Genomic DNA, 21,528 nt, shown 5'->3' on the forward strand with positions numbered 1-21,528 from the left:
GGGTAAGTCCTTTTGAGTAATGTGGCTTGAGGAACCTATTTTAAGGTCTTCTCAGTCCAAGAATCGGAGTCTTACAACTTTTTTGTTACACTCTCACCTCTTAGTAAGCTTCAATGCAGTATTTCCTCTGCAAACACCTGCCCCGGTGATGGAATTGGTAGACGTGCCGGACTCAAAATCCGGTGCCGCAAGGCGTGGCGGTTCAAGTCCGCCCCGGGGCACCATCCCCCCTCTTTTTATTTCTAAGCCCAGTCCAATTAGGTGCTTAGACTGCCTTTGCTATGATTATTGTCATTAAAAGCTTCTCTCAAGCATAAAAAATAAACTAAACGAGATTAAATAATGAAAAAAGTAGGACTAATCGGCTTGGGTGCAATGGGTTCTGGCATGGCCTCATCTCTCCGTAGGGCGGGTTATGACTTATACGTATTTGATGTGCGTTCAGATGTTGCTCGTCGGTTTTGTGATGCTGGAGGTACTTCCTGTAATTCCATCGAAGAACTCGGCTCAATTTGTGACGTAGTTGTTTCAGTTGTGGTGAATGCTGCTCAAACTGAAGAAGTTTTGTTCGGCTCGTCAACAAGTCCTGGCTTGGTCAATTCATTAAAGCATCAAAGTGTTTTCGTGATGTGTTCTACAGTAGATCCGAATATTTCGATTGCATTTGAGTCTCGTCTCGCCAAAAAAGATATTTTGTATGTCGACGCCCCCATATCTGGTGGAGCGGCAAAAGCTGCCTCTGGTGAAATGACAATGATGACTTCTGCCAGTGCGACTGCTTACGAGCTAGTTAACCCCATTCTTAATGCGATGTCAGGAACTGTTTATCGTTTAGGCGATAAGGCAGGTATTGGCAGCAAGGTGAAAGTTATTAATCAGCTTCTTGCAGGCGTTCATATTGCAGCTGCTGCCGAGGCGATGGCGCTAGGTTTGCGAGAGGGCGTGGATGCAAATGCACTCTACGAGGTGATTACCCATAGTGCTGGTAATAGCTGGATGTTTGAGAATCGCATGGCACATGTGCTGGCAGCTAACTATGAGCCTTTATCTGCGGTGGATATATTTGTTAAGGATTTGGGGATTGTTCTGGATATGGCTCGTGCTAGTAAGTTCCCCTTGCCGCTTTCATCGACTGCGCACCAAATGTTTATGCAAGCATCGACCGCTGGTTTTGCGAAGGAAGATGATAGCGCTGTCATTAAAATTTTCCCTGGTATCGAGTTACCGAAAGCATCACAGTGAGTATTTTGTTAGGGTGCATTGCGGATGACTTTACAGGCGCCACCGATTTGGCTAATAACCTGGTGCGTAATGGAATGCGCGTTACGCAAACTATCGGCATTCCACAGCACGGGTTGAATGCTGATTTAGATGCAGTTGTAGTAGCGCTCAAATCTCGAAATCTTGAGCCTGAAGACGCTGTAGCTCAATCATTAGAGGCATTGGAGTATTTGCTTTCACAAGGAGCGCAACAGATCTTCTTTAAATATTGCTCTACGTTTGACAGCACTCCCAAGGGAAATATTGGTCCGGTAACACAGGCGCTGATGGCAGCCTTGGGAACTGACTTTACGATTGCAACCCCGGCTTTCCCGGACAACGGGCGGAGTGTCTTTAAGGGTTATTTATTTGTTGGGAACCAGCTTTTAAGTGAGTCTGGGATGCGTGATCACCCCTTGACTCCGATGACCGATGCAAATTTAGTCAGAGTAATGCAGGCGCAATGCGACTATCAGGTCGGATTAATTGAGTACCAAGATATTCTTGCTGGCGCTGATGCAATCTCCTCAAGAATTGCCCACTTGAGATCATCAAATACGCAAATTGCAATTATGGATGCAGTTACCAATGATGATTTGTATCGCATTGCGCCAGCGCTAAAAGATTTACCTCTCATTACTGGAGGCTCCGGTATTGCTATTGGGCTACCCGCCAACTTTGGTCTTAGGGCGCACCCAGGTTCCAGCAAGCTTCCTGCTGCTAATGGATATCGGGCAATTATTTCTGGTAGCTGTTCACAGGCTACTCACCTCCAGGTCGAGCACTTCAAGAGTCTGGGTGGGGCAACATATGCTGTGAATCCGCTTGAGTTAACCCAGAAATCTACAGAACAACTACTTCAAGAAATCCTAACTTGGGCACAACCGCATCTCTCGCTCGGTCCAGTCTTAATTTACTCGTCTGGTACGCCTGAGCAGGTTAAAGAAGTGCAATCACAACTGGGGGTTCAGGCGGCTGGTAGCGCTATAGAGAATCTTTTGGGATTGATTGCTCAGAGTCTCGTTGGTTTTGGAGTCGGACAGTTATTGCTTGCTGGTGGAGAAACTTCAGGGGCATGCGTAAAAGCCTTAGGTATTGATCAAATGCAGATTGGCCAGCAAATTGACCCTGGTGTACCCTGGTGCTACGCGATAGCGCAAAATAAACCGCTTCATCTTGCGTTAAAGTCTGGAAACTTTGGTACACCAGATTTTTTTACAAAGGCTTTCTCAAAACTGTGAAAAACATGATGACAGAACAAATCGCCAGAGATGAAATTTGCAGAATTGGTAAAAGCTTATTTGATCGATCCTACGTCCATGCAACTGCCGGCAACATTAGCGTTCGTATTGAGGATGGTTTTTTAATTACCCCCACAGATGCCTGTCTTGGATTTCTGGACCCCGCTCGATTGGCAAAGATTGATATTCATGGACGTCAGCTTAGTGGAGATAAGGCTAGTAAGACAATGGCCTTGCATTCCGCCGTCTACAACAAAGCTATGATGTTTGATGCGGATACATCTTGCATTATTCATACTCATAGTACGCACTGTGTAGCCTTGACACTGGAATCTAGCCTTGCCTCAGGTGAAGATATATTTTCTGAGCTATTACCTGCAATTACGCCATATTTTGTGATGAAGGTAGGGCACGTACCAACCATTCCCTATACCAGCCCAGGTTCTCTCAAGGCTATTGAATTCGTAGAGAAGGCGATAGAAGTCTATGGAGCTGCTGAGAAGCCTCTGCGTGCTTGCATGCTGACACGTCTGGGCCCGTATGTCTGGAATAGTTCACCAAGCTCTGCTATGGCTACCCTAGAAGAGTTAGAAGAAACAGCAAAACTTTTTTTTCTAAAAAAGAACTTAATTAATCCGCTGACTAATGCGCAGTTAAATGAATTGCGGACCGCATTTGCAGTCCGCTGGTAGTTACTTAAATTGAATTAAATTAATCTAATTCAATTTTGGCGTAATCAACCACCTTTTTCCATCTTTGGGCATCAGCCTTAATGAATTCAGCTGACTTTGACGAATTCATAAAATCGACTGTAGCCCCTAGTCTGGATAGTGAGTCAGCCACTTCTTTTTGAGATACTGTTTTTTGAATACTATTTTGTAATTTCAAAGCAATATCTGCCGGCATACCTTTCGGTGCAGCGATACCAAAATAGGCCGATACCTGAAAGTTAGGAAAGCCCGCCTCTTGCATTGTCGGGACCTGGGGGAGTGCAGGATTTCTGGTGGTGCTGGTTACAGCAAGCGCCTTCAACTTTCCGCTTTTAATTAATCCAAGGGCTGGCGGAAGATTATCAAACATAAAGTCGATATCCTTAGATACCAAGGCCACATTTGCTAATGATGAGCCTCGATATGGAATGTGAACAACATAAACACCAGCTTGACTCTTCAGCATCTCTGCACTCAGATTTAGGGAGGTGCCATTACCATTGGAGCCGTAATTCATTTTGCCCGGGGACTCTTTTGCGCGCTTGACTAAATCCGCCACTGAATTGATGCCGGAGTCCGGATTAACAAGCAGCACGTTCGGTAGTTGCCCGAAAATGGCAATCGGTTCAATGTTGCTTGGGTTATAGGGAAGATTTTTGTAGAGTGCCGGACTAATTGAAAGTGGAGGAGATGCCATCAGCAATGTGTATCCATCTGGATTGGCTTTTGCAACCTCTGCAGCACCTAGATTGCCTCCAGCGCCGGGTTTGTTTTCCACAACAATGGCTTGTCCAAGATCGCTTGAGAGTGCTGGAGTAATTAAGCGTGCAACGTTGTCAATAAGGCCGCCTGGAGGAAAGGGCACAATCAACTTGATAGGCTTATTTGGATAAGGCGTCTGTGCAAATCCAATACTAGATACAGTCAGCATTAAGCAGAAGGCATATTTCTTGAGAATTGATGTCGAATGATTTTTCATGAAAGTTCAAATGTTTAGGTAAAAAAGTGTGCAGACTTATAAAACTAAGGTTAGCACGAAGTGGGGCACTCAGTTTTTGACCTAGATTTCATATGTTTCTGACTCACTATTCATAGCTTGCTCAACGATTTTCTTCGTGAGCGTGGGTGAGAATAGTTCTATGAAGGTGTAAACGAAAGAGCGTAAGTAAGCTCCTTGTTTAACACCCAAATGCGTTACGTTATTGCCAAACAAATGACCAACTGGAATGACTCGGAGATTACGATCGCGATCTACGTCATAGGCTAAGTCAGCAACAATTCCTACGCCCATGCCTGTCTCTACATAGGTCTTAATCACATCCGCATCAATCGCCTCCAAAATAATATCGGGGCTGAGATTACGTTGTGCAAAGGCAGCATCAATTTTGCTTCTGCCTGCAAATGCTTTGTCGTAGGTAATTAACGGGTACTTCGCAATTTCTTCTAAGGTGATTGTGGATTGATTCAGAAGTGGGTGGCTCAATGGCACCATGATGACGTGGTGCCATTGGTAGCCTGGTAGTGCTAGTACTCCAGGCGTGTTGGCAATACCTTCAGTTGCTATGGCGATGTCAGCACGATCATGAATGAGCAGTTCTGCAATTTGGCCTGGACTTCCTTGCTGAATACTTACCCTTACCTTTGGAAAGCGTTTTGTAAATTCAGTTAACACCTTAGGCAAGGCATAACGAGCCTGAGTGTGGGTAGTGGCAATCACAAAGCTACCCTGATCTTGACTGGCAAAATCTTTGCCCACCCGCCTTAAGGTCTCTACTTCATCCAAAATACGCTCAATCGAAATCAGGATGCGCTTGCCCGGTTCAGTGAGTGAGCGAATACGCTTGCCGTGGCGTCGGAATATCTCTACACCAAGCTCATCTTCTAGCTCAATAATGGCTTTGGAAACCCCTGGCTGAGAGGTAAAGAGTGCCTTGGCAGCTGAGGTGAGATTGAAGTTCTGCCTTACGGCTTCACGCACAAATCGAAATTGATGCAGATTCATAGGGATTCCATTTTTTATATCAATTGCGATATAAGAATCAAATTCTATATGATTTTGGGGTATTAAGCTCTAGATACCCAACGTAAACCCATCATCGCCAAAATAAAATATAAGAGTGGGGGCGTGAGGGCAGTCAGCAATGCCGGCCATGATCCTAAAAGTCCTACATTCGAGAAGAGGGAGTTAAAAAGCTGGAAGCTCATGCCCAGCATGATGCCGCCAAATACCTTAATGCCAACGCTGCCTGCCCGAACTTTTAAGTAGGCAAATGGCAAGGCCAGTGCCAGCATGACAAAGATCGTAAATGGATAAATTACTTTTTTCCAAAAGGCAATGGAGTGTCTTTGCGCATCCTGTTTGTTATCTCTTAAGTGAGAAATGAAGCGACCCAAACTAAAGATCGACATTTTTTCTGGACTGACTAAAAGTACGCTCAAAATTTGCGGAGTGACTTCAGAATTTAGACTGATGATCGGGTGAACAAAAGTTTGCGCTGAATAGACTGGGTTTAGTGGATCCGACTGTTTAGTTTCTTTAAAGCGAGTTTCGGTGACGTCATCCAAAATCCAAGTTCCAGTTTGATCAAAGCGTCCAGACATGGCGCTCCGGATCGAGAGCAGGCGATAGGCATCATCAAACTCATACATGCGGATATTTTTGATTTCATTATCTTGTTCAATTTTGCCAACGTTGACATAGCGAACTCCCGGCCTAATTGGGCCACTACCGTCCTCATCACGTAAGCGATCTTTAACCCACACTCCAGTTTTGAATTGAGAGCTATAGGATGAGCCCAAAGCCTTCATACGAATCTGGTCGGACAAGTTTTCTGAATAAGGACCCAGCCATTCACTCATCACGAGCGTAACAATCACTAGAGGTAATGAAATCTTCGCTAGGGTGCTTAAGCCCCTGCGCATATCCAATCCAGCAATACGTAAGATGGTGAACTCCGATTGACTTGCCAGCATCGCAAATACGTAGATGCTGCCAATCAAACCAGCGATGGGGATAATTTCAGAAATGCGGCTGGGTGCTTTCAATAAAACATGCAGCAATGCTAGCGGCAAGGTGTATTGACCCTTAACTGAGCCAAGCTCACTGAGGATGTCAAAAAATAAGAACAGTGTGACTAAGGCAAAAAGAATAAAACCAAAGGCCGCATAAATTTGCCTAGCTAAATAGCGTTCAAAGATATAAGGAAACAGATATTTCATCTATTAGCCAGGAACGAAGGTAGTTGACGACGCCACCACTTCAGGGATGGATTAATACGATTACGAATGAGTAAAAAAGCTATGCCAAAAGCGAGGACATGTATGGGCCAGGCCGCTAGCAACACATTCACCCTACCTTGTGACACAAAGTTTTGCGTCAGGTTTAAGAGGTTGCTGTAAATCAGGTATATCAATACCGCATAAAACATGGCCGTGTAATTGCCCAGCCTCGGATTGACATAGGCGAGCGGGATTGCGATTAATACAAGCCCAAGTGCCATGAGAGGTAAACCAATCCTCCACAGTAATTCAGCATGATTGGGATTGACGGCGACCACATTGGGGTCATTTAACAGCTCAGATACCGATTTTTCTCGATCACGCGGCGCTGGATCAAGTGCGCTCTTGTTTTGAATATGGGTACTGTATTGGGCGAACTCTAGAATCCTAAAATCAGGCTGTGTTGGTACTCCTTCGTAGCGCCGGCCATTATTGAGCACAATCGATTTGCCACCACCCGCTGCATTCTCAATAAATCCAGTAGAGGCAACGGCGACACTCAGGCGGCCATTTTTGGTTTCTGCGGCAAAGATATTTTTTACTTCGCTTTTATCAACATTTAACTCTTCAATGAAAAATACGCGCTCTGCTTTCGCTGATTCTCTAAACTGGCCTGCAGCAACCATAGACACATCACTTCGTTGCTGAAAGCGTTGGCTAATGAGGGTGGATTCGCGATTAGCCCAAGGCCAAACAAAGAGGGCTAAAAGGGCAATGATGACGATGAGCGGCGCTGCAAAACGCAGGATGGGTCGTATTAGGCTGGCAATACTGAGACCACTAGCAAACCAAACAATCATTTCCGAGTCTTTGTACCAGCGCACTAACACCATGAGAACGGCCACAAAGAGGGAGACGGTCAAAAGAACGGCCATATAGCCAAGAGTGGCTAGCGCAATGAGTACGAGAGCATCCTCTGGATTGACGGCACCATTGGCTGCAAAGCCCAGAATTCGGATCACCAGAGTGGTAATCATGATGGTAACCAGGACCAAAAAAACGCCACCAGTCGTAAAACTGAGTTCGCGGCGAAGGGCTTGGTGAAAAATCATGAATAAATGGTGAGTTCACTGTTATTGGCTCACTCAAGATGTGAACCTGCATCTCGGAGGATAATGGATAAACACCCATTTTTTCCCTTGAATTGACTTAAAAATACCTTAAGACATCATGACTATCCAATTTAGCACCAAGATTTTCGCGCAAGCCGATCTGAATAACCCTAAGCAACTGAAAGCAAGCCTAGCCACTTTATTGGCGCAGAGCTCCGACTGCTTAGTTTTAGCTTATTCAAAGGCGGACTTAGATGCTTTAGCGACTGCCAAATCCAAATCGGGGCTTTTAGTCGAATTGGACCGTCTGCTTGGTGGTTCCGTTGCCCATGCCAATCTCGTTGGTGACCTCGATTCTCAGCAGGCTTCTACCTGTGTGATCCGAGCTGAAAAGTCTTGGGCCACATCTGGGGTGAAAGTAAAACGTATTCTCTTAGTATCTTTGGGTGATGTTGCTCCAGCTAGTGCACGTAGCCTGAGCTCATACTCAAAAATTGCACGCGCCGCATTAAAGCAGCTCAGCGGTGGCTCCATTCAAAGTGCTTTGTGGTTTATTCCGAGTTTCGCTTTGGGCCATCGCGCAGAGTTTATTGCTGAAGAAGTGCGCTTGACCATTCAGTATGCTGGTGATCAGGCATACCGCTTTGGGGTTCGCCAACCGGCGATGAAGTTCAAGGTCAAAGATAAAGCAGATACGTTTAACCATCTCACTTTTGCAGGAAATAATGCTTGCGCTAAAGAGCTCAAAGCAGCAGTTCCAGAGGGCGCTGCAATGGTTGAGGGCATGAACTTAGCTAAAGACTTGGGTAATTTGCCTCCCAATATTTGTACGCCAACTTATTTAGGTAAGGCAGCGCAAGGCTTAAGCAAAAAGACGGGATTAAAGGTGGAGGTCTTAGGTCGCAAGCAAATTGAAGCCTTAGGTATGGGTTCATTTTTATCTGTGGCCCAAGGTTCAGATACGCCACCACAATTTATTGTGATGCGTCACCTCGGTGGTAAGGTAGGCGAAGCGCCGATTGTTTTGGTGGGCAAGGGTATTACCTTTGATACTGGCGGCATTTCTCTTAAGCCTGGTGAGGCGATGGATGAGATGAAATACGACATGTGCGGTGCTGCATCTGTAATTGGCACAATGTACGCTACAGCTTTAATGAAGTTGAAAAAAAACGTCATCGGCGTGATTCCGACTTGTGAAAATATGCCTTCTGGTAATGCTACTCGCCCTGGCGATATTGTGAAAAGTATGTCGGGGCAAACGATTGAGATTCTCAATACCGATGCTGAAGGTCGCTTGATTCTATGTGATGCCTTAACTTATGTTGAGCGCTTCAAGCCTAAAGCGGTGATTGATGTAGCCACCTTAACTGGCGCCTGCATCATTGCATTAGGCCATGTACATAGCGGCGTGTTCTCTGATGACGAGGGTTTGGTAAACTCGCTTACGAAAGCGGGTCATGCTTCCTTAGATACTGTATGGCGTTTACCTTTGGATGCGGCCTATCACGAACAGTTGAAATCCAATTTCGCAGATGTGGCCAATATTGGTGGACGTCCAGCAGGTAGTGTGACTGCAGCCTGTTTCTTATCGCGCTTCACCGAAAAATACAAATGGGCTCACTTAGATATCGCCGGTACCGCTTGGAAGAGTGGCGCTGCCAAAGGTTCAACTGGGCGTCCAGTTCCTTTGCTCGTAAATTACTTGTTAGAGTAAAAGTAATTCATGGCTCGGATTGATTTTCATAGCAACGTGAGCGATAAGCTGGAATATGCTTGTCGCTTAACGCGTAAGATCTGGAGTGCTACGCCTGTTGGCGAGCCTGTTCGCAATATCGTGATGGTGGGCGAGAAAGCGGATCTCAAAAAGTTGGATGAATTATTGTGGGCATTTAGTGCAACGGATTTCTTGCCGCATTGCTTGATTGAAGATGAAACGGCAATCGATACACCTATCTTGCTGACAGATGATTTTCTGTCACCCGCTTTATCTCACCTTCCGCATGCAGATGTGCTGATTCATTTGGGAATGCGTATGCCTTCTGACGTTCCAGGTTTACTTGCCCGCTTTCCTCGTATTGTTGAGGTTGTGACCATTGATGAAGCAGAGCGTCTTGCTGGTCGTGAGCGCTATAAAGCCTATCGTGACTTAGGTCACGAGTTGCACAACTTCGATCAATCTAAAGCGTGATTTTTATTTACCTCTCAGCATGTTGATTCATCCCGAATTTGATCCTGCCGTAATTCGTATTGGCTCGTTTGCCATCCACTGGTATGGCTTGATGTATCTCTTGGCGTTTGCTCAATTTTTATTGCTGGGTCGTTTACGTATACGCGCTCCGCGATATCAATCTTTAGGTTGGTCATATAAAGACCTTGAGGATCTCTTATTTGTTGGTGTCTTAGGCGTAGTGCTTGGTGGACGTTTGGGTTACACCCTGTTTTATATGCCAGGCTATTACTTTGCAAATCCTCTGAGTATCTTCAAAATTTGGGAAGGTGGCATGTCTTTTCATGGTGGGCTCCTCGGAGTGTTGCTTGCTTTGCTCTGGTTTGCTTATCGTCGTAAGGTTTCATTCTTTGTTGTTAGTGATTTAGTTGCGCCACTAGTTCCATTTGGCTTAGCGTTTGGTCGCTTGGGTAATTTCATTAATGGAGAACTGTGGGGAAGGCCGACAGACTTACCTTGGGCTATGGTTTTCCCAATGGTGGACTCGATTCCCCGTCATCCTTCCCAGATTTACCAATTTCTTGGTGAGGGGATTTGCTTGGGCATCATCCTCTGGATTTATTCCAGTAAGCCTCGCAAGATAGGGCAGATTTCAGGCTTATTTTTATTAGGTTATGGCGTTTGCCGATTCTTGGCAGAATTTGCGCGAGAGCCTGATGCCTTCTTGGGGCTCTTGGGTCTAGGTCTTTCTATGGGTCAGTGGCTTTCTATACCCATGATCATTTTCGGAATTTACCTTATAGTGAGAGTAAATACTAAAAAAGGCACTTATCAGTAGTTAAAAATCCGATTTGCTGGGTCTTTTGTAGTTAATTTTTCGGAATTAACTGAATCTCCAAAAAAGCTTGGAATTTTCACTGATTCTGCCTAATTTCTGATCATCTCTACCCCAATCGAAAGTAATTCATGCTGGAAAAGCTCACTAAAGCTCGAAATTTGTCGAAGGCAAATAACGCAATCAAGCGTCTGATATCGGAGCGAGGAGAATCCAATGCGCTTAGCATGGCCGATGACGTGGTTAACAACTATCGTAAGTTGTCAAAAGATCAATACGTCTCATTTTTTACTTTTTTGTTTGAGAAGCTCAATCCTCAAGCTGATGCAGTACTGAAAGCGGCGCAAAATTTTGTGGCTGACTCGAGCGCACGCAATTACATTCAGTTGCAAAAAGTTTCTGAATCTCCTCGTCAAGAATTCTTCCGCCGCTTAAATCGCGCCAGCCAGGGTACTGCGGCTGTAGTACAAATGCGCCGTGATTTACTGCAGTTGTTAGATAAAAAACCTGAGTTGGCTGCAGTGGATTTCGATATGCGCCACTTACTTTCTTCTTGGTTTAATCCAGGGTTTCTGAAAATGCATCAGGTGGACTGGAAGTCCCCTGCAGAGGTGCTTGAGAAGTTGATTCAACATGAGGCAGTGCATGCTATTGATGGTTGGGATGACCTGCGTCGCCGCCTGCAGCCTGACCGTCGTTGCTTTGCTTTCTTTCATCCACAGCTTCCAAGTGAGCCTTTAATCTTTGTGGAGGTAGCGCTCCTACCGGAGATTCCAACGGTGATTACGCCATTGGTTGATAAAAAAGCAGAGACAGTAGATCAGGCATCGCAATATAAAGTTGCCGTTTTTTATTCGATTAGTAATTGCGAGTCTGGACTTCGCGGTGTATCGATGGGTAACTTTTTAATCAAACGGGTAGCAGAGCATTTACATGCAGAGTTCCCTGGAATAAAAACTTTTGTAACTTTGTCGCCTATTCCAGGATTTATGGATTGGGTAGCTGCAGGTGCGAATTTAGGTGATGGTGTTCCAGCTGATAGATTGAAGCCGAACCTCAGGGTGGCGCGAGATGCTGCTTTGGCGGTACTGGGGCTCGAGAGTCAATCATGGGCTGAACGATTGGCGGGCGGATGGCACCCCGACCTAGCCTCCGAGAAAGAAAAAGCGGCTTTATTGAGCTTGGCGAGCATGTATTTAGGCTTGGTTTCTACGGGGCGCGATGGCAACCCTGTGGCGAAGTTTCATTTGGGTAATGGTGCCAAATTGCACCTGGTGAATTGGGCAGGCGATCTATCACGCAAAGGCTTGCGTCAATCCGCCGGCTTGATGGTTAATTACCTTTATGACCTGGGAAGTGTGGAGGACAACCATGAGCGCTTTGCTAATGGTGAAATTGTGTATTCGAGGGCTGTAGGCCGCCTTATGGCCCCCTAGTGTTTTCCCTTAATATGACTTCCGCGCCATGGAATAAGTACCCTTAAAATAAGCTGGAATTAAAAAATCAAGCCAATACCTTATTTGGCAAATAAAGGAGATGACGATGTTTACTAAAAAAATGAAGCCCTTTGTATTTTCAAAGAGTGCCTTGAAAAAAGCACTTTTTTTGCTGTGCGCAGCACCTCTGATAGTCATGGCTCAAGAGTGGCCCAATAAGCCAGTTACTTTTGTTGTTCCCTTTCCCGCAGGTGGAGGCACAGATACTTTTGCTAGGCCGCTGGCAGCCCAACTCACCGAGCAACTGGGTAAACAATTTCTGATTGACAATCGGGGTGGTGCAGGTGGAACCGTGGGCGCATCTGTGGCGGCAAAAGCAGCTCCAGATGGCTATACTTTTTTAGTTGGCGCAACCCATCACACCATCGCTCCATCCATGTATAAAAATTTGGATTACGACATTGAGAAGAGTTTTACCCCAGTAGCAATGATTGCTAGTGTTCCACAAGTATTGGTGGTTAATCCACAGCGCGTGAGTGCACGCAATGCTAAAGAGTTCATTGAGCTCATGAAGAAGAATCCAGGTAAATATAATTTTGCTAGCGCTGGTAGTGGCACAGTGCATCACTTGGCCGGTGAATTATTTAAGATTCAAACAGGCACCTTTATTACGCACATTCCATATCGTGGTGCAGGCCCTGCTATGAATGACTTGTTAGCTGGCCAAGTTGATCTTGAATTTGATGGTCTTGCAACTTCCGCCCCACAAATTAATGCTGGTAAGTTGGCGGCAATTGCCGTGGCATCAAATAAGCGCTCACTCGCGGTTCCAAATGTGCCAACTTTTAAGGAAGCTGGCTTGCCAGACTATGAAGTATCTACTTGGTACTCTATTTTTGCTCCAGCCGGCACTCCAAAACCGATCGTAGATAAAATGATCGTTGAAGTGCAAAAGGCCTTGAATACACCAAAGCTCAAAGCAATTTGGGAAAAGAGTGGTTCTGATACACCTAATTTATATGGTGATGCCTTCGGTAAGCAGGTTCGTGCCGATGTAACTCGTTGGTCTGCAGTGGTTAAGAAATCTGGCGCTACGTTAGATTAATTAGTAAGCGGTTTAATTGTTTGGTTTTTTGAGGCTCGAATGAATTTATATTCTTTATTGGAAACAGGTTTTCCAAAAGATAAGCAGGCGTGTGCATTAGAAACGCATGATGGTTTGTACTACTCCTGGAGTGATCTGGAGCGTGCTACTTCTAAGATGGCTAACTTGCTTAAGAGCTTCAAATTACCAGCAGGATCTCGTATTGCTGTTCAGGTTGAAAAGTCGCCTGAAGCGCTCTTTCTGTATCTAGCAACTGTAAAAGCAGGATATGTTTATCTGCCTCTGAACACCGCCTATCAAGCGGCAGAGATTCAATATTTCCTTGAGAATTCTGAGCCTGCAGTGGTGGTATGCAGTAGCAAAAATTTCTCATGGGTATCTAAGGTTGCTTTTAAGGCGGGTACCAAGCATGTCTTTACTTTGGATGAAGATCGTAAGGGCACCATACTGGATCGTGCTGCTGGCCAAAGTGATAAGTTCAAAACCGTCGCTGTGAAAGATGATGATTTAGCCGCTATCTTGTATACCTCCGGCACAACTGGTCGCAGCAAGGGCGCCATGCTGACCCATAAGAATTTGGGAAGTAATGCGCAAGTGTTGCATAAGTTTTGGGGTTGGAAAAAAGGCGATGTCTTATTGCATGCGCTCCCAATCTTCCATGTGCATGGATTATTTGTCGCTGCGCATGGGGCATTAATTAATGGTAGCAAAATGATTTGGTTGCCACGCCTGGATACTGCGCAACTAATTAATCACATGCCAAATTCTACTGTGATGATGGGTGTACCAACATTTTATGTACGTTTGCTAGCGGATAAAGGTTTTAATAAACACGTCGCACGCAATATGCGTTTGTTTGTATCGGGCTCTGCGCCATTACTGACTGAAACATTTAATTCGTTTAAAGAAGTGATTGGCCAGCCAATTCTTGAGCGCTATGGCATGAGTGAAACCGTGATGCTCGTTTCTAACCCATACAAAGGCAGTCGCGTAGGCGGATCCGTTGGCTTGCCCTTACCAGGCGTCAAAGTACGCGTGGTGGATGAAAGTAATCAGCCTTGCGGTATTGATGAGATCGGCAGCATTCAAGTGAAGGGCCCAAATATATTTAAGGGCTACTGGCGTATGCCAGAAAAAACTGCGGAAGAGTTTACTAAAGACGGCTGGTTTAAGACGGGTGACGTTGGCCGCTGGGGTGGCGATGCCAATGGCGGTAAAGCACCTCAGGACTACCTCTGTATCGTTGGTCGTAGCAAGGATTTAATTATTTCTGGTGGCTACAACGTGTATCCAAAAGAGATCGAAAGTTTTATCGATGATATGGATGGCGTAGATGAGAGCGCTGTGATTGGCATTCCGCATCCTGATTTTGGTGAGGCAGTAATGGCGGTGGTAGTGCCAAAAGCAGGCGCCAAGCTGGACGCGCAAGCTATGATCGCAACACTAAAAACGCAAATTGCGAATTTTAAGATTCCTAAGCGTTTAGAGATTGTTGCTGACTTACCTCGTAACGCAATGGGTAAGGTTCAGAAGAATATTCTGCGTCAGCAATACACCAGCTAAGAGTAATAAGACGGTTTCTTAAAAACCAAATGCCTTGCGACTTTCATTAAACATGAAAGCTGCAAGCATAAAGAGCATTACACCAAAGATGCGTTTGAGTTGAGCTACATCGAGTTTCCTGGCCATCTTTGCGCCCAGCGGAGCGGTAAATATGCTTACTGCCACAATACAGAGTACCGCTGGTACATAAACAAATCCAAGTGATCCTTCGGGAAGATTGGGATTGCCCCAACTGCCATACATGTAGCCAATCGTCGCTGCAGCTGAAATCGGAAATCCTAAGCCTGAGGAGCTTGCCATCGCAGTATGTGGTTTGACATTGCACCACAGCATAAATGGCACGGTAATAAATGCCCCGCCTGCACCTACTAGGCTCGCAATTACTCCTGTTAGTGCTCCAAATGAGAAAAGGCCAACGGTACCGGGTAATTCTCGCCCAGCTGCAGGCTTTTTATTAATGATCATTTGGATCGAGGTGTAGACAATAAACATGGCGAAGAATAGGGATAGCCAGGAGGTGTTGATAGCCTCAAAAATCTCACTACCACCAACCAGACTGCCGATTACTAGACCGGGACTGAGTGCTGCCACTAACTTCCAATCAATAGAGTTGTGTTTGTGATGCGCCCAGATGGCGGAGGTGGTGGTGAAGAGGATGGTAGCCATACCAGTTGCGATGGCCATATGTACGATGACGTTTTGGCCAAACCCTAAATGATTAAAGACCACAATCATGAAGGGCACCAAAATCATGCCACCCCCAATGCCCAAGAGTCCTGCTAGAAACCCCGATATGCTGCCACATAACATCAGCATGGCGATATCGGCTATTGACATGAATTCCCCGCCTTAGCCGCTAGGCCGTCATCCTGAACCCTAAGGTTCAAGGTGGAACGGCTACTCTGCTTCGGGTGCATTAAGAAGTTCAGGGAGTGAACAGCGCGAAGCTGCCACTTTGAAAATTCGAAACGCTCACGCCCACAGTGTAAAGATCGTTCCTGATGCTTGCGCATCGGTTCAAGGAACTATTGGCCTTGGCGAACCAGGCAGGGAAAGAGTTTGCATCAGGGCATCCACTTGATCTTCCAGGGCATAAATTTCATTCTGGAGTCGAGTAATTTCTTCTGAATTGGAGTTAGATGAAATGCTCTGTGCGGAAGCAAGTTGAGATGCAGTTTGTAGCTTAATGAGGTCGCCTGCAATCTTCAGTGCGGCCATCATGCTCGCACGTTCAATGCTGCGGTTACCACCATTAATTGCCAGCTGAATTTGTTCATCAACTAATGTGCAGGCAGCACGAAGTAGTGGCTCATGCTCAGTGCTCGTGGCTAGAGTAATTTTTTGACCGGCGAGGGTTACTTCAATGCGTTGTTGGCTCATTGTCATCCTCTGGATTCGTTGGTTTCGCGGGCTCACTGAGTAAGTTCAATTGACGGCCATCACTCTGCTCTGGTAGACGACTCAAAATATGCTGAACCCGTTTTTGTGCATCCTCAATTTTTTCCTCAAGCTGAACCCGGTTCTGTCTTAAGTTATTGACTGCCTCAGCTATTGCTTGAACTTTATCGGTCAAACGTTTTACAGACGCACTGATAGACTCGATTTCTGTATCGGTCAAGTCAGGGGAGAAAGGGGTTTGCTCGCTCATCACACTATTGTAGCTTTTTGATTAGACCTTGTGAAAGCTGTCCTTCAATCTCTTGGTTTTAGGCTAAAAGACCTCAAAAAGTATATCTAGCTGTTAAGTAATATGCTCTTCGATCACTGGGATAGTAGTAATAATTATTCACAAATAATCCGCTGGCGACTTGGGTGGAGGCATAACCCCCGTAGGTGGCATATAAAGCATTGCCTACGTTTTTAATCGTGAATTTAGTATCCCACCCTCCTGTTTTGTAATTTAAATACACATCTCCAACAGTGTAAGAGGGCATTAATGCGAGTGAGTTGTATAAGGTGGCATTTGTTCCAGCATCGTAATGCTGTGTACTAACATAATTGACCACGCCACCAAAAGACCAACTTTGGTCGATTAAATAACTTGCTCTAGCATTTAGCAGCAAATCAGGCGTAACTGCTACAGACTGACCCATGTATGGCCCATCAGCATAGTAGGAGCGTTGAAACTTTCCTCCACCCGCAATGTTCAATCGATTTGTCAGGTTGACTGAGGAGTCTAAAACAAAACCTCTTCGATTGATATTGTATGGAGAGTTATAGTTTGCTCCCGTTGTAGGGTTGTAGGTTATTTCATTTTGAGAAACAGAAGAAAATATGGAGCCATTTATTTTTAGGCTTTTGAGCACCCAGTTGCCACCAAACTCAAAGGTTTGAGCGGTTTGAGGGCTTAAGATGCCATTAAAAACTTGTGCGCCGGTAGTCGGATTGGAGCCCCAAAATTCATCAATATTAGGGAAGCGATACGATTGATTCCATTTAAGGAAGAGATTTTGATTCTTTGCATAATTGAAATTAAGCGCAGCATCCCCTGCGTTGGCAGAAAAAGTTTGATTTGCTGTCGAAGGACCGTCTGTTGAGCCAATGGCTGAGTAATACGTATTCGCTTGCTGTTTCTGATGTCTTGCGCCTCCAGTAAAGCTGATGCCATTCGTTATAGGTAGTTTGAGGAGGCCATATAGGGATTGGTTTAACAAAGAGGCGTTTTGGACATTATTGGTTTGGCCGCTGGGGTTGGTAATGTAACCAGGAATCATGTAACTATTTAACTGATTTGAGCCGTACGACCCAACAGATTCTTGAGCAGCTTTATTGAACTCGTACCCTACAATCGTTGTTCCTAGAGGGCCAAAATTGGCTTTGACGCGAGGCGAGAGATTGAGTTGCCAGCCTGAAAGTGTGTTGTTCGTGTTCGACCATACTGGTGATCCGCTACTGGTATTGATGGCTGCCACAGTGTCATAAAATGGGTAGTAATTAAACGAAGTTTTATTAGTATAGGAGGTGTCCAACTCTCCTATGTAACCTTCAGCCAATTCCTTTGTACCGCCAAAACGAAATCCTGAGTTGTTGACAGTGTTGTTTGCTCCAATATTCTTGAAGAAGGCTGATTGTGGGTTACCACTGCCGACTTGGCCAATTACAGCGCCAGGTAATTGTTGATTGGTATAGCCATAAATCAAGTCAATATAGGCCTTATCAATACTGTTAAATTTTTGGGTTATTTTTGCATCAAAGGCGTAGGCATTTGCTGCAGAATTCTGGCGCCATCCTTGACTATTAGAGGTATTAGCAGTTAGCTGGTATGTGGTGTCCTGATAAGTATCGCGCAGTATCATGTTATTAATGACGGTGTTGTAACTGCCATAACTTGTACTCGCTTGATTGAGCTTGGAAGTATTTCCATTCGTGATGATATTGACTACTCCACCAATTGCACCGTTACCATACTGCACACTGGCACCACCTTGAAGAATCTCGATACGTTCAATCGAATCTATCGGAATGGATCCCCACATAACCGATGAAGAGTCGATTGGATTAATTCTTTGTCCATCAATCAATATTAGAGTGGTGCTACCAGCTGTCATTCCATAGCCACCCATATCCACAGTGGCATCTAGATTGAGTTGTCCGCCCCCATTGATATTACGAACATTAAGGCCGCCAATTTGAGATAGAACATCTGGAATATTGTTGGATGTGGAGTTCGCTATTTCATCACGCGTGATGACTTTTACATTTGCTGGAACTTCATTGAGGTTTTCTTCGAAACGTGAGCCCGAGACAATGACTGTTGATTGGGAGTTTTGAGCTGCTGCGTTGAATGCTATTACCGCGCCGCAAATTAGGACGACTACTTTTTTACTGCTGAACTGCTGTTTCATGATGAACCTTCTGCCTTCGAATCACCTGGCTCACTTCCCCGTAAGCTGGGTCGAACAGAATTTCACAATGCGAGAGATCAGGCGTCAATTGGGCATCGTGCCAGCTTGGCAGGGAATGCTTCATTGGCGCGCGAAGGTCCCCGTCCGCAAAATTCCACCTGTCTTGGCCGGTATCCGGGCTAGTAAATCTCAGAATCTGACCTTCCCATGCAATTGACGCGCACAGTGGCTTATTCAGACTCCTGACACCTTTACTTTGAAGTTAGGGTTCATTTACTTACCGTTGCGGGGGCAGCACACGTTTAGTGTTTCCCGTTTAACTCTATTGCATTGCAACAAAGCACCACGACGTTTCAATTCTATCCTATGAATAGGGATTAAACCGTTTTGAATACCAAAAAAGCCTACAATGCACGCTCTAGGAACAAGGATTCATGACAGCATTAGACAAACATCCCGAAAAAAACCTCATTCGTTTGCAGTTGAGCCAAAACTCGGTGTTAAAAAGCTTAGATCCTGAATCAATGGCTGATTTAGAGCGCCATTTAGTGATTTCAGACCTCAAAAAATCAGAAATCCTGCTGCATCAAGGTGACCATCAGATGGAGCAATATTTTGTTTTAGATGGGATTTTGAAGAGAATTGTCTCTAGCGCCGATGCAAAAGAGATGATTTTGCGCTTCGCCATCGAAAAAGATATTGAAACGAGTTATGCGGCCTGGCGCCTTAAGACCGCCGCCCCATATAGCATTGCCTCGGTCACCAAGGCTCGAGTTGCCCGTATGCCACTAAAAAAATGGGCTGAATTTTTGGAGGCTCATAAACCCCTCAAAGAGAGCTTTGAGTTTGAGGTGATGCGTTTGATGAGTGAGATCATGGCGCATACGATTACCCTGCATATGCTGGATGCACCAGGTCGTGTAGAGCGTTTTTTACGTAAATACGAAGACTTGTTTGAGCTGCTCCCTAAAAAAGAGTTGGCCGCTTACCTTAATCTCTCCCCAGAGACATTAAGCCGCCTTAAAACAAAGCATAAAGAGCTTTTTGTCTAAATAGCAGGCCTAGATGTTTCTAGATTTCAGGGGAAATTGACCGAAGTCAATGATGAACCTGATCCCAGAGCCTAAGATTCGTATCAGCCTTAACGGGAGAGTTTTTGTTACCCGTGGCACCACTAATAACTTAATTGGAGACAGTTAGCGAAAGCTAAATTGCACTGAGCGTGCTTAACGTTCGGGCGGTGTAATTAACTATAAATTTCTATGACAACAGATAATCAAAATACCCAAGTCACTGATGGCTTTCATCTCGTTATCGATGCTTTAAAAGCAAATGACTTAGACACCATTTTTGGTCTCGTTGGTATTCCAATTACCGACCTATGCCGTTTAGCTCAAGCTGAAGGTTTGCGCTTCATTGGTTTCCGTCATGAGCAGCACGCTGGTAACGCTGCAGCGATTGCAGGTTATATGACTCAAAAGCCTGGTATCTGCATGACTGTTTCTGCACCAGGTTTCTTGAACGGTTTAACAGCATTGGCAAATGCCACTGTGAACTGCTTCCCAATGATTTTGATCTCTGGTTCAAGTGAGCGCGAGATCGTTGACTTGCAGCAGGGTGACTACGAAGAGATGGATCAGCTCAATGCAGCTAAGCCATATTGCAAAGCTGCTTACCGTATTAATCGCATTGAAGATATCGGTATCGGTTTTGCGCGTGCAATTCGTGCGGCTGTTTCTGGTCGTCCAGGTGGTGTTTACCTAGACTTACCGGCACAGTTGTTGGCTCAAACAATGCCCGTTGAAGAAGCCAAGAAATCGATCTTTAAAGTAATCGATCCAGTTCCACGTCAAATCCCTGCAGCAGATGCAGTAGAGCGTGCATTGAATGTATTGAAGGGTGCTAAGCGTCCATTGATTTTGTTGGGCAAGGGCGCTGCTTATGCTCAAGCTGATGCAGATATTCGTGCATTGATTGAGAAGTCTGGCATTCCATACCTGCCAATGTCGATGGCTAAAGGTTTGTTGCCAGATAATCACCCACAATCTGCTTCTGCAGCGCGTTCATTTGTATTGGCTGAGGCTGATGCGGTGATGTTGGTTGGTGCGCGCTTGAACTGGTTACTTGCGCATGGTAAGGGCAAGACTTGGGGCAAAGATCCTAAGAAATTTATTCAGATCGATATTCAATCAAACGAAGTGGATAGCAACGTACAAATCGATGCTCCACTGATTGGCGATATCGGCTCTGTTGTTGGTGAGCTCTTGAAAGGTATTGCTGCAGTTCCTAAGCCTTCCGCCGAGTGGATCAGCGCGATCAACGAGAAAAAAGATAAGAACATGGCGAAGATGGCTGAAACATTAGCCAAAGAAGCTTCACCAATGAACTTCCATGGCGCTTTGCGTGCCATTCGTGATGTGATTAAGCTAAACCCAGACGTGAACTTGGTAAACGAAGGTGCGAACACACTCGACTATTGCCGCGCAATCGTTGATATGTACAAGCCACGTAAACGTTTTGACTCCGGCACTTGGGGCATCATGGGTATTGGTATGGGCTACGCCATTGGCGCTGCTGTAACGAGTGGCTTGCCTACAGTTGCGGTTGAAGGCGATAGTGCATTTGGCTTTAGCGGTATGGAGTTAGAAACCATTTGCCGTTACAACTTGCCAATCACTACAGTGGTGTTTAACAACAATGGTGTTTACCGCGGTACTGACGTGAATCCTACTGGCGGTGCTGATGTTGCCCCAACAGTATTCGTGAAAAATGCCCGTTACGACAAAATGATTGAGGCATTTGGTGGTGTTGGTTACTACGTGACTACCCCAGCGGAGTTAGAGGCTGCATTGACTAAAGCGATTGCTGAAGGCAAGCCTGCTTTGATTAATGCCGTGATTGATGAAACTGCTGGTACAGAGAGTGGACGTTTAACTAATTTGAATCCATCCACTGCAGCTGTTAAGCACTAATTCAAAGTTAATTGGTAATCAAGACGTAATATTTTTGAACTAAATTTAGTAATAAATAAGCAA

Annotated in this window: 18 protein-coding genes, 1 tRNA gene, 1 other RNA gene, 1 pseudogene and 1 riboswitch; of the genes and pseudogenes, 12 read left to right on the top strand and 9 right to left on the bottom strand. The window is 45.3% G+C overall.

Features of this window, described 5'->3' with window-relative positions; all coding sequences use genetic code 11:
• Positions 1–139: 139 nt before the first annotated feature.
• From C2758_RS02710 to C2758_RS02725, 4 genes are all read left to right on the top strand, one after another.
• Positions 140–224, top strand: a tRNA-Leu gene (locus tag C2758_RS02710).
• 118 nt (positions 225–342) lie between these two features.
• The gene (gene ltnD / locus C2758_RS02715; protein ID WP_215329447.1) at positions 343–1,242 is read left to right on the top strand and encodes an L-threonate dehydrogenase; all 900 of its coding nucleotides are present in this window, start codon (positions 343–345) and stop codon (positions 1,240–1,242) included.
• Positions 1,233–2,501 carry a 3-oxo-tetronate kinase gene (otnK, locus tag C2758_RS02720; RefSeq protein ID WP_215330037.1) on the top strand — a complete coding sequence of 423 codons (1,269 nt, stop codon included), beginning with the start codon at positions 1,233–1,235 and terminating at the stop codon, positions 2,499–2,501. The genes ltnD and otnK overlap by 10 nt, the downstream gene beginning before the upstream one ends.
• Before the next feature lie 8 nt (positions 2,502–2,509).
• Positions 2,510–3,193 carry an aldolase gene (locus tag C2758_RS02725; RefSeq protein ID WP_215330039.1) on the top strand — a complete coding sequence of 228 codons (684 nt, stop codon included), beginning with the start codon at positions 2,510–2,512 and terminating at the stop codon, positions 3,191–3,193.
• A 19-nt stretch (positions 3,194–3,212) separates the two neighbouring features.
• Here C2758_RS02725 and C2758_RS02730 read toward each other — a convergent pair whose 3' ends face one another.
• The 4 genes from C2758_RS02730 to lptF all read right to left on the bottom strand — a co-directional run bounded on the left by C2758_RS02730 (position 3,213) and on the right by lptF (position 7,542).
• Positions 3,213–4,190, bottom strand: a complete 978-nt coding sequence (locus C2758_RS02730) for a tripartite tricarboxylate transporter substrate binding protein (protein ID WP_215329449.1) — start codon at positions 4,188–4,190, stop codon at positions 3,213–3,215.
• An 81-nt stretch (positions 4,191–4,271) separates the two neighbouring features.
• Positions 4,272–5,213, bottom strand: coding sequence for a CysB family HTH-type transcriptional regulator (locus C2758_RS02735; RefSeq protein WP_215329451.1), 942 nt, complete (start codon positions 5,211–5,213; stop codon positions 4,272–4,274).
• Positions 5,214–5,275: 62 nt separating this feature from the next.
• Positions 5,276–6,430, bottom strand: a complete 1,155-nt coding sequence (gene lptG / locus C2758_RS02740; RefSeq protein WP_215329453.1) for an LPS export ABC transporter permease LptG — start codon at positions 6,428–6,430, stop codon at positions 5,276–5,278.
• The gene (gene lptF / locus C2758_RS02745) at positions 6,427–7,542 is read right to left on the bottom strand and encodes an LPS export ABC transporter permease LptF (protein ID WP_215329455.1); all 1,116 of its coding nucleotides are present in this window, start codon (positions 7,540–7,542) and stop codon (positions 6,427–6,429) included. Before lptF ends, lptG begins: the two co-directional genes overlap by 4 nt.
• Before the next feature lie 124 nt (positions 7,543–7,666).
• Here lptF and C2758_RS02750 point away from each other — a divergent pair, with 124 nt between their 5' ends.
• The 6 genes from C2758_RS02750 to C2758_RS02775 all read left to right on the top strand — a co-directional run bounded on the left by C2758_RS02750 (position 7,667) and on the right by C2758_RS02775 (position 14,648).
• Complete coding sequence (locus tag C2758_RS02750; RefSeq protein WP_371817713.1) at positions 7,667–9,256, top strand: leucyl aminopeptidase; 1,590 nt, start codon at positions 7,667–7,669, stop codon at positions 9,254–9,256.
• Positions 9,257–9,265: 9 nt separating this feature from the next.
• Positions 9,266–9,730: a DNA polymerase III subunit chi gene (locus C2758_RS02755; protein WP_215329467.1), complete on the top strand. Its 465-nt coding sequence runs from the start codon at positions 9,266–9,268 to the stop codon at positions 9,728–9,730.
• Positions 9,731–9,749: 19 nt separating this feature from the next.
• Positions 9,750–10,547 (top strand): prolipoprotein diacylglyceryl transferase, encoded by a 798-nt coding sequence (gene lgt / locus C2758_RS02760; protein WP_215329469.1) that lies wholly within the window; start codon positions 9,750–9,752, stop codon positions 10,545–10,547.
• A 128-nt stretch (positions 10,548–10,675) separates the two neighbouring features.
• Positions 10,676–11,980: a malonyl-CoA decarboxylase gene (locus C2758_RS02765; RefSeq protein WP_215329471.1), complete on the top strand. Its 1,305-nt coding sequence runs from the start codon at positions 10,676–10,678 to the stop codon at positions 11,978–11,980.
• A gap of 106 nt (positions 11,981–12,086) precedes the next feature.
• Positions 12,087–13,085 (top strand): tripartite tricarboxylate transporter substrate binding protein, encoded by a 999-nt coding sequence (locus C2758_RS02770; RefSeq protein WP_215329472.1) that lies wholly within the window; start codon positions 12,087–12,089, stop codon positions 13,083–13,085.
• A gap of 39 nt (positions 13,086–13,124) precedes the next feature.
• On the top strand, positions 13,125–14,648 hold the full coding sequence (locus C2758_RS02775; RefSeq protein ID WP_215329474.1) for a malonyl-CoA synthase: 1,524 nt from the start codon (positions 13,125–13,127) through the stop codon (positions 14,646–14,648).
• Positions 14,649–14,666: 18 nt separating this feature from the next.
• On the opposite strand, the gene C2758_RS02780 is transcribed toward C2758_RS02775, so the two are convergent.
• From C2758_RS02780 to C2758_RS02800, 5 genes and pseudogenes are all read right to left on the bottom strand, one after another.
• A complete protein-coding gene (locus tag C2758_RS02780) occupies positions 14,667–15,485 on the bottom strand; it encodes a sulfite exporter TauE/SafE family protein (RefSeq protein WP_215329476.1) in 819 nt (272 codons plus the stop codon).
• Positions 15,486–15,704, bottom strand: a non-coding RNA gene (gene ssrS, locus C2758_RS02785) — 6S RNA.
• Positions 15,705–15,803: 99 nt separating this feature from the next.
• Positions 15,804–16,034: pseudogene (locus C2758_RS10805) on the bottom strand (cell division protein ZapA); the annotation flags it as partial.
• Positions 16,009–16,296, bottom strand: coding sequence for a hypothetical protein (locus C2758_RS02795; protein WP_215329478.1), 288 nt, complete (start codon positions 16,294–16,296; stop codon positions 16,009–16,011). The pseudogene C2758_RS10805 and the gene C2758_RS02795, both read right to left, overlap by 26 nt.
• A 73-nt stretch (positions 16,297–16,369) precedes the next feature.
• Positions 16,370–18,493: a TonB-dependent receptor gene (locus C2758_RS02800; RefSeq protein ID WP_215329480.1), complete on the bottom strand. Its 2,124-nt coding sequence runs from the start codon at positions 18,491–18,493 to the stop codon at positions 16,370–16,372.
• Between the two features lie 147 nt (positions 18,494–18,640).
• A riboswitch (cobalamin riboswitch) is annotated at positions 18,641–18,856 on the bottom strand.
• A 71-nt stretch (positions 18,857–18,927) separates the two neighbouring features.
• Here C2758_RS02800 and C2758_RS02805 point away from each other — a divergent pair.
• A complete protein-coding gene (locus C2758_RS02805) occupies positions 18,928–19,545 on the top strand; it encodes a Crp/Fnr family transcriptional regulator (RefSeq protein ID WP_215329482.1) in 618 nt (205 codons plus the stop codon).
• Positions 19,546–19,755: 210 nt separating this feature from the next.
• Positions 19,756–21,465 (top strand): oxalyl-CoA decarboxylase, encoded by a 1,710-nt coding sequence (gene oxc, locus C2758_RS02810; protein ID WP_215329484.1) that lies wholly within the window; start codon positions 19,756–19,758, stop codon positions 21,463–21,465.
• Positions 21,466–21,528 lie beyond the last annotated feature (63 nt).

It is taken from the genome of Polynucleobacter sp. AP-Sving-400A-A2 (assembly GCF_018688155.1).
GTDB lineage: Bacteria > Pseudomonadota > Gammaproteobacteria > Burkholderiales > Burkholderiaceae > Polynucleobacter.